13 protein-coding genes are annotated in these 15096 nt (G+C 71.7%); 7 read left to right on the top strand and 6 right to left on the bottom strand.

Going from position 1 to position 15096, the window contains the following annotated elements:
- Window positions 1-121 precede the first annotated feature (121 nt).
- Window positions 122-799, top strand: coding sequence for a hypothetical protein (locus BMY61_RS07170; protein ID WP_042459412.1), 678 nt, complete (start codon window positions 122-124; stop codon window positions 797-799).
- Between the two features lie 79 nt (window positions 800-878).
- On the opposite strand, the gene BMY61_RS07165 is transcribed toward BMY61_RS07170, so the two are convergent.
- Both BMY61_RS07165 and BMY61_RS07160 read right to left on the bottom strand, forming a co-directional pair.
- The gene (locus BMY61_RS07165; RefSeq protein WP_152629291.1) at window positions 879-1604 is read right to left on the bottom strand and encodes a hypothetical protein; all 726 of its coding nucleotides are present in this window, start codon (window positions 1602-1604) and stop codon (window positions 879-881) included.
- A 278-nt stretch (window positions 1605-1882) separates the two neighbouring features.
- Window positions 1883-2275 (bottom strand): VOC family protein, encoded by a 393-nt coding sequence (locus BMY61_RS07160; RefSeq protein WP_042459466.1) that lies wholly within the window; start codon window positions 2273-2275, stop codon window positions 1883-1885.
- Between the two features lie 157 nt (window positions 2276-2432).
- On the opposite strand from BMY61_RS07160, the gene BMY61_RS07155 reads away from it, so the two are divergent.
- Together BMY61_RS07155 and BMY61_RS07150 are read left to right on the top strand one after the other, a co-directional pair.
- Entirely contained in the window at window positions 2433-3392 is a 960-nt protein-coding gene (locus tag BMY61_RS07155) for a LysR family transcriptional regulator (protein WP_082015636.1), read from the top strand.
- Window positions 3393-3449: 57 nt separating this feature from the next.
- Complete coding sequence (locus BMY61_RS07150; RefSeq protein WP_042459407.1) at window positions 3450-3902, top strand: hypothetical protein; 453 nt, start codon at window positions 3450-3452, stop codon at window positions 3900-3902.
- A gap of 23 nt (window positions 3903-3925) precedes the next feature.
- Here BMY61_RS07150 and BMY61_RS07145 read toward each other — a convergent pair whose 3' ends face one another.
- A complete protein-coding gene (locus BMY61_RS07145) occupies window positions 3926-4312 on the bottom strand; it encodes a MerR family transcriptional regulator (protein WP_082015635.1) in 387 nt (128 codons plus the stop codon).
- Between the two features lie 99 nt (window positions 4313-4411).
- On the opposite strand from BMY61_RS07145, the gene BMY61_RS07140 reads away from it, so the two are divergent.
- The 3 genes from BMY61_RS07140 (at window position 4412) to BMY61_RS07130 (ending at window position 9727) form a co-directional block, all read left to right on the top strand.
- Window positions 4412-5383 carry an aldo/keto reductase gene (locus tag BMY61_RS07140; RefSeq protein WP_042459404.1) on the top strand — a complete coding sequence of 324 codons (972 nt, stop codon included), beginning with the start codon at window positions 4412-4414 and terminating at the stop codon, window positions 5381-5383.
- A 291-nt stretch (window positions 5384-5674) separates the two neighbouring features.
- Window positions 5675-8500, top strand: coding sequence for an N-acetylmuramoyl-L-alanine amidase (locus BMY61_RS07135; protein ID WP_236656649.1), 2826 nt, complete (start codon window positions 5675-5677; stop codon window positions 8498-8500).
- A 198-nt stretch (window positions 8501-8698) separates the two neighbouring features.
- Window positions 8699-9727: an aspartate-semialdehyde dehydrogenase gene (locus BMY61_RS07130; protein WP_042459400.1), complete on the top strand. Its 1029-nt coding sequence runs from the start codon at window positions 8699-8701 to the stop codon at window positions 9725-9727.
- 137 nt (window positions 9728-9864) lie between these two features.
- Here BMY61_RS07130 and BMY61_RS07125 read toward each other — a convergent pair whose 3' ends face one another.
- The 3 genes from BMY61_RS07125 to BMY61_RS07115 form a co-directional block, all read right to left on the bottom strand.
- The gene (locus BMY61_RS07125) at window positions 9865-10788 is read right to left on the bottom strand and encodes a hypothetical protein (protein WP_052439479.1); all 924 of its coding nucleotides are present in this window, start codon (window positions 10786-10788) and stop codon (window positions 9865-9867) included.
- A gap of 197 nt (window positions 10789-10985) precedes the next feature.
- Window positions 10986-12149: a metallophosphoesterase family protein gene (locus tag BMY61_RS07120; RefSeq protein ID WP_236656648.1), complete on the bottom strand. Its 1164-nt coding sequence runs from the start codon at window positions 12147-12149 to the stop codon at window positions 10986-10988.
- Window positions 12150-12298: 149 nt separating this feature from the next.
- The gene (locus BMY61_RS07115) at window positions 12299-13498 is read right to left on the bottom strand and encodes a LacI family DNA-binding transcriptional regulator (RefSeq protein ID WP_042459397.1); all 1200 of its coding nucleotides are present in this window, start codon (window positions 13496-13498) and stop codon (window positions 12299-12301) included.
- A 345-nt stretch (window positions 13499-13843) separates the two neighbouring features.
- Between BMY61_RS07115 and hisC the strand changes: the two genes are divergently transcribed.
- The gene (hisC, locus tag BMY61_RS07110; RefSeq protein ID WP_236656651.1) at window positions 13844-14920 is read left to right on the top strand and encodes a histidinol-phosphate transaminase; all 1077 of its coding nucleotides are present in this window, start codon (window positions 13844-13846) and stop codon (window positions 14918-14920) included.
- The last annotated feature ends 176 nt before the right edge of the window (window positions 14921-15096 follow it).

The raw sequence follows: 15096 nt of genomic DNA, 5'->3' as shown, positions 1-15096 counted from the left end.
CAACCCGGACGGTTCGAACAGAGATCCAAGACGCGTGACCGGCTCTAATTGATCACGTCAGCCGGTCACGGAGATCGGTGAGGACAAAGCCGCCACACCACACACCCTGGGGGGTCCAGTCATGCGCGCTCTGCGTTCGTCCCGCGCCGCCAAGTTCGCCGCCGTCGCCGCTGTCGCGCTCGGTCTGGCCGCCGGGGCCACCGGCACCGCGAACGCGGCCGGCCACACCTCCCCGTGGCTGACCGGTGCTCAGATGCCGCAGGCGTCCGCCTTCCACTGGCAGACGCAGGGTCGGCCCGACGGGGGCTTCGTCGGCAACGGTGACTTCCAGTGGCTGTTCACCTGCGGCCCCACCGGCCCGCTGCACGCCCTGCACGTCAGCGCGTTCGCCCAGCAGGCGTTCGCGACCAAGGTCCACCGCGTCGAGGGCGGCCAGACGCTGCTGCGCTTCTCGAGCGCTGCCAAGGCCAAGGCCGCACTCAAGGTCATCGAGTCCGACTACGCGAACTGCGCCCAGCGCATCGACCGCGGCCCCGTCGACTACGACCTGCACAAGCACGTCCACGCGAGCGTCGACCGCACCGCCTGGATCCAGCAGGGCATCGCCTACCGCCTGGAGATCCGCAACGCGGCCGGCCGGCCGGGCAACATTCCCGACCTGCCGACCGACGCGCAGGAGTTCTTCGTCCAGCGCGGCAACACGATCTCCTTCGTCCAGATCGAGGGCACCAACGCGCACCTGGACGCGACCGCCGGCTCGCTCAACGTCCTCAAGACGATGGCCGCGCGGCTCGGCTGAACCACGCCGATGCCGAACTGAACCGCAGACGCAGCGCCGCCCCGACCGACGTCGGGGCGGCGCTGCGTCTGTTGTCGCACTACGCGCCCGTGGGGCGCCGGCGCGGGGAGCGCCGGAGTTCACTGCGCAGGGAGCGGACGTCCTGCCGCGCGTCCTGGACGTCGTCGGACAGGCGGTCGAACTTGTGGTTCATGGCCACGATGACCTGACCGAACCCGTCGAGCCGCCTGTCGACGCTCTCGGGCCAACCGGCGGGGAACACCCCGCCCTCACCGGGCGGAGCCGGCGGGGCGACCTCGCGGTCGATGACCTGGCGCCAGGCCTCGGCGGCGGGATCGCGCGAAGTGACCTCGTACTCGTCCCAGTGCGGACCGGGACCGAGGCGTCGGCCGGGCGGCATGCCGTAGGACCGCGGCTGAGCCTGCGGCTGCGGCTGCGGCTCGGAGGCAGGCCTGTGGACAACTCGCTCCTCGGTGTCTAGGAGGTACGCGCGAACGCGTCGCGCGACGTCGCTGACGCGCAGCAACATCGCCACGTTCAGGACGGCGCGGCGGTCGTAGATTGCGATTCCACGGCCGCTGACCTGCGTAAACTGCAAGTTGCAGCTTGCGAACCGAGACATATCCACACCCTTGAGGATGCGGAAGCCGTTGGCTTCGAGCTCCTCCCGGTGCCGGATCATCAGGGCGTTGACGGCGCGCTCGCCAACCTCGAAGTAGTCCGCGACCATGCGGGTGGTCACGTACGTGCCGTCCGGCAGCATGACGAGAACCTTGACCTTGTCGAGGGCCTCGGTGCGGTGCACGACGCTGCCGCGCAGTGCGCGGGACTCGACCAGGGCGATTTCAGGTGGCATGGGAATGCCGCCTCTCATGAGCAGGGATGAAGGATGACCCACCGCACCACCCAGCGGCTAGGGGCGCAGGTCGCTGACGGCCACAGATCCATCCCGCCGGGGGCTGCCCGGACTGCTCTGAGATTCACACGCTGTTCGAAGTCGACTCACCCTGGTTGCCTGCGCGCACCTGGATCAACGACGGACCGTAGGGGTCGGTTACGCCGATCGAGGGGCTAGTCGGATCGTCAGTCCGCGACGTCCTGCGGGTACCAGCGCAGTTCGACGGTGTTGCCGTCCGGGTCCTGGAGGTAGACGGAGGTCGCGCTGCCGCGGGCGCCGAAGCGCGGCACCGGGCCGGAGACGACGGGGACGGTGGGCGGGAGGGCGGCGAGGAAGGCGTCCCAGTCGAGGGGGTCGACGGTGAGACAGATGTGGTCGACGTTGGACTCGCCGCGGGGGCGGGAGAAGAGGTCGACGATGCACTCCGGGTTGATCCGCACGGAGGGGAAGGGCACCTTGCCCGCGCGCCACTCCTCGACGCGGACCGGCTCCAGGCCGAGGACGCCGAGGTAGAAGTCGAGGGAGCGCTCGACGTCGGCGACGTTGAGCACCAGGTGGTCGAAGGCCTTGACGCGCAGGGTGGGGGCGGCAGGGGCGGCGGGCGTGCTCACGGGGGCTCCTTGGGCGTCGGTGCGGTGACGGTTCAACGATCGGCCAGGAGCGGACAGCGAACAACGCACGATCGGCATACGATCGTTGAGCTGGATTCAACGATCGGGGGAGGGGGCGCGGCCCGTGTGGGAGCGCGTGGAGGTCGAGGTGTTCCTCGCGCTCGCCGAGGAGCTCCACTTCGGGCGGACCGCGGAGCGGTTGGGGCTCACCACCGGGCGGGTCAGCCAGGTGGTGCGGAAGCTGGAACGCCGGGTGGGCGGGCCGTTGTTCGAGCGGACCAGCCGGTCGGTGCGGCTGACGGCGGTGGGTGGCCAGTTGGCCCAGGAGCTGGCGCCGGCGGTCGAGGCGGTCGAGCTGGCGCTGCGGCGGGCCGTGGACGCCGGGCGCGGGGTCACCGGGGAGTTGCGGGTGGCGTTCCTGGGCGAGTTCGTCGCTCCGGTGCTGCTGAAGGTCGCCGCCCTGTTCACCGAGCGGCACCCCGACTGCCGGGTCGACGTGCGGGAGGTCCAGCTGTTCAACTCCCGGACGAGTCTGGAGGACGGCTCGGTGGACGTGCTCGTCGCCTCGTTCCCGTTTGACGGCATGGCCAACGGACCGGCGCTGCTGACAGAACGCAGGGCGCTCGCCGTGCCCGCCGGGCACCCGCTCGCCGGGCGGGAGTCGGTCTCGCTCGAGGTCCTGGGTGACCACCCGGTGGTTCAGTACCCGCCCGCCACCTCAGCCGGGTTCAAGCGGGACCGCACCCCCGACCGGACGCCGTCCGGGCGGCCGGTGACCAAGGGGCCGGAGGGCAGCACCTTCTCGGAGATGCTGAGCCTGGTCGCGATGGGCAAGGGCGTGCTGCCCGTCGGCGAACACGCCCGTCGCTACTACCCGCGGCCGGACCTCGCGTACGTGCCGCTGTGCGACGCGGCGCCGATCCGACGTGGCCCGGTCTGGGTCGAGGCCCATGCGAACGCGCGCATCCGCGCGTTCGTGCAGGCTGCTGCGGACGTCGCTGCCGCAGACGTCGCTGCCGCGGATGTCGCAGCCGCGCACGTGGCTGCCGCGGGTCCGGCCGCCGGCGTGCTTCCCCCGGGGTAGGGCGGCTGTCTCCTCCGGGGGGACGCCCACCGGGCCCCCGCGCGAGAGCCTGGAGCCATGACGAACTCGGGAACCTTCCGCAGCACGGCCCGGACGGCGCCTGCCCGGCGCGGGGAGGGTGACCCGCTGGTCGCCCCGCTCGCGACCGGGGTCGGGGCGTCGCTGCTGGTGATGTCCGTGCTCCACCTCACCCATGTGATCGCGGGCGGCTCGCCGCCCTACGACCCCGACGCGGCGGGCACCGCCGAGGGCGTCATCGCCCTGGTGCTGCTGATCGCCGCCGACCGGCTGCGCCGGGAGCGCGCCGCGGCCCGCGGCTTCGCGCTGGGGGCGCTGGTCTTCGCCGTCGTCGGATTCGTCGTCGGGCTCACCTTCACGACCACCGGCGGCACGGCCGTCGACGTGGCCTACCACGCGGTCGGCCTGCCGTTGCTGCTGTTCGCTTTGGTGCGCCAGGCTCGGGTGGCCCGCTCGACTGATCGGGACTCCGGCGCACCGGCGGGCGAGTGAGCATCGACGGATGCCAACAGCGGCTATTTCTGGCCGAGTTCCTTTCGGTAAAATGCGATCTTTTCGTGCAGGTGCTGTCGCTGTGACCGCAGAAGGGCGATCTGTTCCGCGACGGCCGCATCGTGCCTTTCCAGAAGTTGGATCCTTTCCGCGAGATTCTCCGGACTGTTTCCGGCTCGTCCCAGACTCGCGTAGCGGCGCATGTCGGCAATGGGCATGCCGGTGTCGCGCAGGCAGCGCAGCACGCCGAGCCAGGCGAGGTCGTCGTCGGTGAACCGGCGGTGGCCGCCGGCGGCGCGGGCGATGCCGGTGAGCAGGCCGATGCGCTCGTAGTAGCGCAGGGTGTCGAGGCTGAAGCCGGAGCGCTCGGCGGCCTCGGCCGGGGTCAGGGTCTGCGGCGTCGTGGTCACCCGGCCGATTGTGGCGGGTACTTGACCTGGAGCGCGCTCCAGTTGTGAGGCTGCGACTCGCAGTTCCCGTTCGGGCTCCACCGGAGAGGACCTTCCGCCATGCGCTACCGCCTGTTGGGTGACCGCCAGGTCTCCGCCCTCTGTCTTGGCACGCTGCCGTTCGGCACGATCGTCGACGACGCCACCTCCTTCGCGCTGCTGGACCGGTTCGTCGAGCGTGGCGGCACGTTCGTGGACACCGCCAACTGCTACTGCTTCTGGCGCGACGGCTGCTGCGGTGACGAGAGCGAGCTGCTGCTCGGGCGCTGGTTGGCCTCGCGCGGGGCCGGGGAGGAGGTCGCCGTGGCGACCAAACTCGGGGCGCGGCCCGATCCGGCCCGGGGGGAGCAGTGGCCTGCCAACCGTGAGGGGCTGGGTGCGCAGGTCGTGGCGCGGGCGGCCCGGGACAGTCTGAACCGCCTCGGCGTCGAGCGGGTCGACCTGCTGTACGCGCACGTGGACGATCCGGCGACGCCGGTGGAGGAGACCGTGGCGGCGTTCGGCGCGCTGGTGGCGGAGGGGATCGCGGCGCAGGTCGGGGTCAGCAACCAGACCGCGGAGCGCCTGGTGCGCTCGCACGCCGCCGCCGCGGCGCAGGGCGTCGCCGGGTACACCGCGGTGCAGCAGCGGCACACCTACCTGACGCCGGCGCCGGACGCGGACTTCGACTACCAGGTGCACGCGGACGCCGAATTGCTCGCGTATGCGGGCAACAGGCCGGATCTCACCGTCCTGGTCTACGGCCCGCTGGTCAACGGCGCCTACACCAACCCCGGCAAGGAGCTGCAGGTGCAGTACCGGCACGCTGGTACGCAACGGCAGGTGGACGCGCTCAGGGAGGTCGCGAAGGAGACCGGAGCGACGGCGAACCAGGTCGTGCTCGCCTGGTTGACGGGCGGCTCCCCCAGTGTGCTGCCGGTCATCGGCGTGAGCGAAATGGGGCAATTGGACGAGGCTTTGGATGCAGTCGAACTGAACCTGACACAGGCCCAACGGGAGCGCTTGGATCGCGCGCGGACAACGAACCTGTGAATCCTGTGGAGGTTTTCGGATGATGGTAAAAGCTGTCTTACCTTATGTCCCATCAGACTGTTAAGGTCGCACGCGTATCGCGGTGCAGCCGACCACATGTGGGGCCGCCGCCTCTCAGCGTGCCCGTGGCCGACTGTGGTCCGCCCCGTTCTGCGTCCCCGGGCCTGACAGTTGGGTTCGCAGGTGGGCAGAGCAGCAGATCGGACAGATCAGACAGGCAGTAGACACCGGAGAAAGCGGTCACGGACCGTCGCCGTCTCCGTCGGAGCGATCGTCACCGCCGCACTGGCGGTGGGGGCGGTCGCCCAGGCCGGATCGATCCTCGGGACCGGCTCGGGCCCGGGCGGCCGATCCGCCGTCCCGGCCTCGTTGTCGAGCCAGTTCGCCGCCGCGGCAGGCGAGTTCCACGTGCCGCTCGACGTCCTGATGGCCGTCTCCTACCAGGAGACCCGCTGGGACTCGCACCACGGGCAACCGAGCGCCACCGGCAACTTCAACGTCATGGGCCTCACCAAGGTCGACGCCGGGGACGTCACGCAGCCGACCGCCTCGGGCATCGCCGCCGAGGCCGCCGCGGCGGCCGGTGACGACTACCGGATCCGGCACATCAAGCACCCGCACCGGGTCACCGCCCGGGACCAGGCCGTGGTCCCGACCGTGAACACCAACGACCCGGCGCTGCACACACTGGACGCGGCCGCGTCGTTGATCCACCAGCCGACCGCGGCGCTGAAGACCGACACCGACCAGAGCATCCGCGGCGGCGCCGCGCTGCTCGCGCAGTACGAGAAGTCGCTGACCGGCGGGCTGCCGACCGATCCCGGCCAGTGGTTCCCCGCCGTCGCCCGGTACAGCCAGTCACCCGACGCCAAGGGCGCGCAGCTGTTCGCGTCCCGCGTCTTCGGCACCATCCGCACCGGCATGAGCCGCCTCACTGCCGACGGCCAGCAGGTGACGCTGTCGGCTGCGCCCGAGGTCCGGCAGCAGGGCCGGGTCGCGACGGCCCCTACCGCTTCCGGTGCGGCGAAGGCGGTGACGACCCCGGCCTCGTTCGCGACCGGCACGGCCACGACTCCCACGGCCGACTGCCCGTCGACGCTGAGCTGCCAGTACGTGCCCGCCGCCTACGCGTTGGCGGACCAGACCGACCAGACCTCGTACGGCAACTACGACATCGCGAACCGTCCGGCCGACGGCAGCGGCATCGCCGTCCGGTACATCGTCATCCACGACACCGAGGGCAGCTACGCCGGAACGATCTCGGCGTTCAGCGCGCTGGACAACCCCGAGTCGAGCGCGCAGTACGTGATCCGCTCCTCGGACGGCCAGGTCACGCAGATGGTCCCGAACACGGACGAGGCCATCCACGCGGGCAACAAGTACGTCAACGTCCACTCCATCGGCGTGGAGCACGAGGGCTATGCGATCTCCGGCGCCTCCTGGTACACCGAGTCGGAGTACGAGTCCTCGGCCGCGCTGGTGAAGTACCTGGCGCAGGAGTACGGCATCCCGCTGGACCGCCAGCACGTCATCGGGCACGACGACGTGCCGGGGCCGATCGACTCCTACGTCTCCGGCATGCACTGGGACCCGGGCACCTTCTGGGACTGGAACCACTACATGTCCCTGCTCGGCGCGCCCGTGCCGAGCAACCCGGCCGGTGCGCCGCTGGTCGCGGGCGAGGCGGTCACCGTCTCGATCCCGTTCACCACGGCCAACGAGCCCACCGTCACCAACTGCTCGACCTGCGCGGCGATCCCGGCCCAGCCGGCGAACTTCGTCTATCTGCGCACCTCCCCCTCCAGCAGCGCCCCGCTGCTCGCCGACCCGTACCTGCACAGCTCGGGAGCCGGCACGACCGACGCCGCCGACTGGGGTGACAAGCTCGTCACCGGGGAGTCCTTCGTCGTCGCGGCCGTGCAGGGCGACTGGACGGCGATCTGGTACGGCGGCGTGAAGGCCTGGTTCTCCAACCCGGCCGGCTCCTACACCGTGCCCGCGCCCGCCGGTACGACCGTGATCACCTCCGCGGGCACGGCCTCGGCCCCGGTCTACGGCCGGGCCTACCCGGAGACCTCCGCCTACCCGTCCGTGCTCTCCGCCGTGGCGGCCGCCTCCACACAGCAGGTCACCTCGCTGACCAAGTACGCGATCCCGGCCGGGCAGGCCTACGTCGCCTACGCGCCGGTGGCCGGCGACTTCTACTACACCGAGAACATCAACGGCGATGCCCCGGGCGACCGCACGGACGTGGTCGGCACCACCACCTACCGCGAGATCCGCTTCAACCACCGCGTCGCGTTCGTGAACACCGCCGACGTGAAGACCGTCGCGACGGCGACCCCGCCGGCCGCGTCCACGCGCTGGAACCTGCTCGCCCGCGACGGCAGCGGCGTGCTGTGGCAGTACCAGGGCACCGGCAACGCGTCGGCGCCGCTGCTCTCCCGCTACCGCGTCGGCGGCGGTTGGAACATCTACAACACGATCGTCCCGCTGGACGCACTGCGCGCCGACGCGGGCAGCGCGGTCGTCGCGCGGGACTCCTCCGGGGTGCTCTGGCTCTACCAGGGCACCGGGAACGCGGCCTCGCCGTTCGCGGCGCGGGTGCGGGTCGGCGGCGGCTGGCAGATCTACAACACTCTCGTGGGCGTCGGCGACGTCACCGGGGACGGCCGGGCCGACCTGCTCGGCCGGGACTCCTCCGGGGTGCTCTGGCTCTACCAGGGCACCGGGAACGCGGCCTCGCCGTTCGCGGCGCGGGTGCGGGTCGGCGGCGGCTGGCAGACCTACAACACGATCGTCGGGGCCGGTGACCTGACCGGGGACGGCCGGGCCGACCTGGTCGCCCGGGACTCCTCCGGGGTGCTCTGGCTCTACCGCGGTACCGGCATCCCCACGGCGCCGTTCGCGGCCCGCACGAAGATCAGCAGCGGTTGGCAGGGCTACAAGACCATCGTCGGCGTCCGCGACCTGAACGGGGACGGCAAGCCGGACCTGGTCGGCGTCGAGGCCAACGGCTGGCTCTGGCTCCACGCCGGCACGGGCAGCGCGGCCGCGCCGCTCGCGGCCCGGGTCCAGATCGGCGCAGGCTGGTGGATCTTCAACACCGTCGTGTGACGCACAGGTCCCAGAACCGCGCCCCGCAGGCCGAGAAATTTTTTGGCGGGGCGCGGTTCGCCGTTCCGCAGGCCTTTCGGCGGTCACCGCCACCGCGCCGTAAGGCTTCCCGTTCACCCAGCTCAGTGAGGGTGCACAGGGGTGTCCGACGGTTGGATATCCGCTCGCCCTCGGCGGGCGGGCGCTTACTGTAGGGGCATGAGGATTGGAATCGTGGGTGCCACTGGTCAGGTCGGCGGCGTCATGCGCCGGATTCTGGAGGAGCGCGACTTCCCGGTGACGGAGCTGCGGCTCTTCGCCTCGGCGCGCTCGGCCGGGTCCACGCTGCCCTGGAAGGGTGGCGAGGTCGTCGTCGAGGACGCCGCGACGGCGGACTGGAGCGGGCTCGACATCGCGCTGTTCTCCGCCGGCGGCTCGACGTCCAGGGCGCTCGCCGAGAAGGTCGCCGCGGCCGGTGCCGTCGTGATCGACAACTCCTCGGCGTGGCGCGGCGACCCGGAGGTCCCGCTGGTGGTCTCCGAGGTCAACCCGCACGCGATCGCGAACCGCCCCAAGGGCATCATCGCCAACCCCAACTGCACCACGATGGCCGCGATGCCGGTCCTCAAGCCGCTGCACGAGGAGGCCGGTCTGGAGGCGCTCGTCGTCGCCACCTACCAGGCGGTCTCGGGTGGCGGGCTGGCCGGCGTCGCCGAGCTGTACCAGCAGGCCTGCAAGGTCGCCGAGGTGTCGGACCAGCTGGCGTTCGACGGCGAGGCGGTGGAGTACCCCGAGCCGCAGAAGTTCTCCAAGCCGATCGCCTTCAACGTGCTGCCGCTGGCCGGCTCCGTGCAGGACGACGGCTCCAACGAGACCGACGAGGAGCAGAAGCTCCGCAAGGAGAGCCGGAAGATCCTGGAGATCCCCGGCCTCAAGGTCTCCGGCACCTGCGTGCGCGTGCCCGTCTTCACCGGCCACAGCCTCCAGATCAACGCGCGCTTCGCGCACCCGATCAGCGCTGCCCGCGCCTACGAGCTCCTCTCCTCGGCGCCCGGCGTGGTCGTCTCCGAGGTGCCCACCCCGCTGGAGGCCGCGGGCAAGGACCCGTCCTACGTCGGCCGCATCCGCAACGACGAGACGGTCGACAACGGCCTGGCGCTGTTCGTCTCCAACGACAACCTCCGCAAGGGCGCTGCGCTCAACGCCGTCCAGATCGCGGAACTGGTGGCAGCCGAGCTGAACGGCTGATCACTTCAGTCGCTTGCACCACCCGGGGGCGCGGGGAACTGCGCGAGCAACCACCTGTGCGGATGGCCCTGTTCAGTGAGGACCATCCGCATGAGGGTGGCTTGTCGCGCAGTTCCTTGCGCCCCTGGGTCGTGCAACTACTCGTCGGCGTTCGGCAGGAACCGGCTCAGGTGTTCCTCGCCGTCGTAGTCGGGGCTGGTGAAGTCGGGCGAGGAGAACCCGGGTGAGGAGAAGTAGATCTCGTCCTCCCGCTCCTCCTCCGGCTTCTCGTGGCCGTGGCCGTCGGTGATGCCCTCGACGCCGGGGCTGGTGAAGCCCGGGCTGGTGAAACCGAGCTTCGGGTTGCGGCGGACCAGGTCCACACGGGTGCGGCGCTGCGCCGCCTCCGTGGCGATCTCCGCGCTGCGCGCGGCCAGCTCGGCCTCGAGGAACGGCAGCAGCCCGCGCGAGCGCAGCGCCGCGCGCCACGCCTCGCGGGCCTTGGCGACCTCCGCCGCCAGCTCCGGCTGGGGGCGTTCGGGCACGGTCGCCGCATCGCGCTTCGCGGTCTGCACCAGGGCGACCGTGGCGACGACCAGCGCCGCGCCGCCCACCGCGGCCAGCACCCCGGCCGCGGTGATCAGGGAGCGGCCGAGCGAAGCGGACGGAGCGCCCGCGCGGACGGCCAGGCCGACCAGCCACAGGACCAGCGCGCTGGTCCAGGCGAGGACCGGGGCGAGCACCGCGGCCATCGGGCCGAGGCCCGCCTGGCGGCTCGCGTCCAGCGCGGTGCCGGGCTCGACCCACTGGGCCGGATCGGTGCTGCCGAGGCGGTCGGTGTCGGGGCCCGCGCCGACCTGGGCCAGCTGCTCGCGCAGCTCGCGGTAGCGCGCGTACTCGGGCGCCGCGGCGGCGCCGACCTCGGGCAGCTCGCGCATTCCGCGCGCGCGCAGCTCCTCGGTCGTGATGGCACCCCGGGTGGCGCGCAGGGCGTCCCGGATGTGCGGGGTCTGCAGGGCCTCGTCCAGGATCCGCACGTAGTCGGGCTTGTCCTCGGCCAGCAGCTGCGAGGTGATGTCCATGGTTCTGCTCCCCCCGTGGAAGTGACGGCCGTTCAGGGCTGCCGGGCCAAACCGGCCGGGGGTTACGGGCTGTTAACGCAACATGCTAGGCGCGAGGACTGACACACCGACAGTCGGTTTCGCGAAATTCCGCGTCTGGAGTGGCCCGCGTTGCTTCTGGCAATTGCCCGAAGCAATCCGACGCCCCTGCGGCCAGGTCAGTCCAGCGGCAGTCGGGCGATCAGCAGTCGCCCCTCGCCCTCCATGGTCACGCCGCCGTCCATGGCCACGGCCAGGTCGTCCGCGTACACGTGCGGGCCGCTGACCTGCACGCCCGAGTGGCCGTCCTCCGTCGGTGCCTCGCCGAGCAGGTACGGGATGGGGCTGTGGCCGTGGACGATCCGGTGGCCGCCGAAGGCCGCGAGCAGCTCGCGTGCGGCCTCGGGGCCCCCCTCGCCCCGGAAGGCGAAGCGCTTGGTCATCCGGCGGAAGCAGTCCCACCACTCGTCCGCGTCGCCGTGGCCGAGCACCTCGCGGATCGCGTCGTTGACCCCGTCGACGGAGTCGCCGTACTCCAGGTAGGCGGTGGTGTCGGAGTGGACCAGCAGGTGGTCGTCCTCGATCGCCATCGCGGGCAGCCGGGAGAGCCAGGCGACGTGGTGGTCCTCCAGCCGCTCCATGTCGTGCGGCTGGCCGCCGTTGAGGCGCCAGGCGGCCAGGAAGGAGGCGGTGCCGGCGCTGGAGTGGACGGGCTCCTCGCCGTAGCGGTCGGCGCCGAGCAGCAGCAGTTCGTGGTTGCCCATCAGGGCGCGGCAGTAGCCGCCGTCCGCGGCCGCCTCGGCGGCCAGGCGCATCACCAGGTCGATCACGCCGATGCCGTCGGGGCCGCGGTCGGTGAAGTCGCCGAGGAACCAGAGCCGGGAGCGTCCGGCGCTCCAGTGGCCCTCGGCGTCGATCAGGCCCTGCGCGTGCAGACCGTCCAGCAGGTCCTGGAGGTAGCCGTGGACGTCGCCGATCACGTAGAGCGGGCCCTCGGGGCCGCTGGGCAGCGAGTCGAGCGCGGGCGCGGGCGCCGGGGCGGGGACGACGCCCGGGACGAGGGGCGCGCCCAGTTCGAGCGTGGGCGGGTCCTGCGGCGGGACGGCGGGCATCGGCGGCGCGACGGCCGGGGTGGCCGGGACCGTCGGCGCCCCGAACCCGACCGGCACGGGCGATGGTGCGGGCATCGGTGCCGACGCGGGCATCGGTGCCGACGCGGGCACCGGCCCGGGCACGGGCGATGGGGAGAAGAAGTCGAACTGCGTGGACCCGTCCGCTGCCTGCGCGGCGTGCGGCCCAGGGTCCGGCTGGTCAGGCCAGGCGGGACGGTCCACGGGTGTCATGAAGCCCATCGTATAAAGCCGCCCTTCCCGGCGTCCGCACCTGGGAGGGATCAGCGGGGGGAATTCGTTCACGGATCGAAGGGGCAAGGCGGAGCAACGAGGGACAAAAAGGGCAGGTCAGACCGGCCCGGGCGGCGGTCCGCCCAGGCTCACGTCTCTCCCGGCGGCCTCGGCGCGGCGACCGTGGTGCGCGGGGAACGGCGCTGGGACGAGCGTCGGACGATCAGCTCCGTCGGCATCAGCTGACCGGAGACGCTCTGGTCGGCCGGTGTCTGGTCGGGCCCGCCCTGGTCGGGCACGGTCGGATCAGCCGACGCCGAGTCGTTCGCGGCCTGGCCTGTCGGAACGCGGTTGGCCGAGGCCTGGCCCTCGATCGCGTCGATCAGCAGGTTGACCACGGTGGTGCCGATCCGGCGCGGCTTGAGCGAGAGCGTGGTGATCGGCGGCTCGGTGGTGGCGTAGACGTCGCTCTCGCTGCAGCAGACCAGCAACAGGTCGTCGGGGACCCGCAGGTGGTAGCGGCGGGCGGCGGCCAGCAGGTCCGTGCCATTGGGGTCGAACAGGCCGTAGACGGCGTCCGGACGGTCCGGGCGGGCCAGCAGCCGGTCGGCGGCGACGGCGCCCGCGCACGGGTCGTGGGCCGGGTAGGCCTCGTACAGCGGCTCCTGGCCCACGGACCGGCACCAGCCCAGGTAGGCCTCGGTGCTGAGCCGCGTGTACGTGTCCGTGCTGGTGCCGGTCAGCAGGCCGATCCGGCGGGCGCCGGCCTGGGCCAGGTGCTCCAGGATGCCGAGCACGGCGGCGTGGTGGTCGTTGTCGACCCAGGCCGTGACGGGGCAGTTGCCCGGTTTGCCGTCGCTGACCACCGGGAGGCCCTGCCGGTAGAGGTCGGCCACCATCGGGTCGTGGTCGGACGGGTCGATCACCACCGTGCCGTCCAGTGCGACGTTGCTCCACACGTCGTGCCGGGACGAGGCGGGCAGCACGACCAGGGCGTAGCCGCGGTTGAGCGCGGCCGAGGTCGCCGCCCGGGCCATCTCGGCGAAGTAGGCGAACTCCGTGAAGGTGAACGGCTCCTGGCCGTAGGTGGTGACCGTCAGCCCGATCAGGCCGGAGCGGCCGGTGCGCAGGGTGCGCGCGGCGGCGGACGGGCGGTAGCCCAGCCGTTCGGCGACCTCGCGGACCTTGGTGCGCGTCTCGTCGGGCAGCCGACCCTTGCCGTTGAGCGCGTCGGAGACCGTGGTGATGGAGACCCCGGCGGCTGCCGCCACGTCCCTGATCCCGGCACGCTCCAGGCGCCGGGTGCGGGTGGTGGTCCGCCGGCCGTGGTGATTCGCTGCAGCTGTCATGTCTGGCCGATCGTATGGCGCGGAACTGTCGGAAGGGGATGGTCTGTCCGGATGAGTCGGAGATACGTTTCTCCATGACCATTCGCGCGTTTTCTCCTTGCACCAACGACCGTTTCACCCCTGATCGCCTGCGTTTTGGTCATGCACTCACGGTGTCGCCCAGCGAGTCTGCGGGGGCCGCAATCGGCACATGTCACCCGCATGGGTGAGGTTCTCGCGATCGGCTCGTATGGTGATCTCGACCGGTTACGGCGACAAGGCCGCGCGAGCAGTGATCCTGCGGGGCGCGACGACGTCGCGATTCTCTGGAGGACGACCACGGTGAGCAGCGAAACGACCCCCGGCGTGAACGGCCCGCGCCTGCGCGAGGCCCTGAAGGGCATCCCCGCCTACAAGCCCGGCAAGCCGGCGCAGGGCGCCGACGGCGCCCCCGCCTTCAAGCTCTCCTCCAACGAGAACCCCTACCCGCCGCTCCCGGGCGTACTGGAAGCGGCGACGGCCGCCGCCGCCTCGTTCAACCGCTACCCCGACATGGCCTGCGCGGGCCTGATCTCCGAGATCGCGGAGCGCTTCGGCGTTCCGGAGACGCACGTCGCCACCGGCACCGGTTCGGTGGGCGTCGCCCAGTCGCTGCTGCAGGCGACCTCCGGTCCGGGCGACGAGGTGATCTTCGCCTGGCGCTCCTTCGAGGCCTACCCGATCATCACCCAGATCAGCGGCGCCACGTCCGTGCGCGTCCCGCTGAAGGCCGACGAGACCCACGACCTCGACGCGATGCTGGCCGCGATCACGCCGCGCACGCGCCTGATCTTCGTCTGCAACCCGAACAACCCGACCGGCACGGTCGTCCACGGCGAGGAGCTGGAGCGCTTCCTCGACGCGGTGCCGAGCGACATCCTGGTCGTCCTGGACGAGGCCTACAACGAGTTCGTCCGCGACGTCGAGGTCCCCAACGGCGTCGACGTCTACCGCGACCGCCCGAACGTCTGCGTGCTGCGGACCTTCTCCAAGGCGTACGGCCTGGCCGGCCTGCGGGTCGGCTTCTGCATCGCCCACGAGCCGGTCGCCCAGGCCCTGCGGCAGACGGCCGTCCCCTTCGGGGTGAGCCAGCTCGCGCAGGACGCGGCGGTCGCCTCGCTGCGGGCGGAGGACGCGCTCCTGGAGCGCGTGGCCGCGCTGGTCGCCGAGCGCGAGCGGGTCGTCTCCGCGCTGGTCGCCCAGGGCTGGACGGTGGCGACGACGCAGGCCAACTTCGTCTGGCTGCGCCTCGGCGACCGGACCATGGACTTCGCTGCGGCGTCCGAGGCGGCGGGCGTCGTCGTCCGCCCGTTCGCGGGGGAGGGCGCGCGCATCACGATCGGCGAGACCGAGGCGAACGACCTGTTCCTGCAGGCCGCGGAGCTGTTCCGCAAGAGCCTGTAGCTGCAAGCGTCAGGGCGCGGGGAGCTGCGCGAGCAACCATCCTGTGCGGATGGCCCTGCTCGCTGAGCGACTCACCACACCGGTGGCTTGTCGCGCGGTTCCCCGCGCCCCTGATGGTGCAGCCAGAGGCGGGAGCAGCACTGACCCGGTCGCGCCCATGCGGCGGCGACGTCCGC

The sequence above is a fragment of the Streptacidiphilus jiangxiensis genome (assembly GCF_900109465.1).
GTDB classification, from domain to species: domain Bacteria; phylum Actinomycetota; class Actinomycetes; order Streptomycetales; family Streptomycetaceae; genus Streptacidiphilus; species Streptacidiphilus jiangxiensis.
This window is presented reverse-complemented; position numbering and strand designations above follow the sequence as displayed.

Bases quoted from the DNA above. Each gene is read 5' to 3' on its own strand.
- BMY61_RS07170 (WP_042459412.1), top strand. From the start codon at position 122: ATGCGCGCTCTGCGTTCGTCCCGCGCCGCCAAGTTCGCCGCCGTCGCC.
- BMY61_RS07150 (WP_042459407.1), top strand. From the start codon at position 3,450: ATGACGAACTCGGGAACCTTCCGCAGCACGGCCCGGACGGCGCCTGCC.
- BMY61_RS07140 (WP_042459404.1), top strand. From the start codon at position 4,412: ATGCGCTACCGCCTGTTGGGTGACCGCCAGGTCTCCGCCCTCTGTCTT.
- BMY61_RS07130 (WP_042459400.1), top strand. From the start codon at position 8,699: ATGAGGATTGGAATCGTGGGTGCCACTGGTCAGGTCGGCGGCGTCATG.
- BMY61_RS07125 (WP_052439479.1), bottom strand. From the start codon at position 10,788: ATGGACATCACCTCGCAGCTGCTGGCCGAGGACAAGCCCGACTACGTG.
- BMY61_RS07120 (WP_236656648.1), bottom strand. From the start codon at position 12,149: ATGACACCCGTGGACCGTCCCGCCTGGCCTGACCAGCCGGACCCTGGG.
- BMY61_RS07115 (WP_042459397.1), bottom strand. From the start codon at position 13,498: ATGACAGCTGCAGCGAATCACCACGGCCGGCGGACCACCACCCGCACC.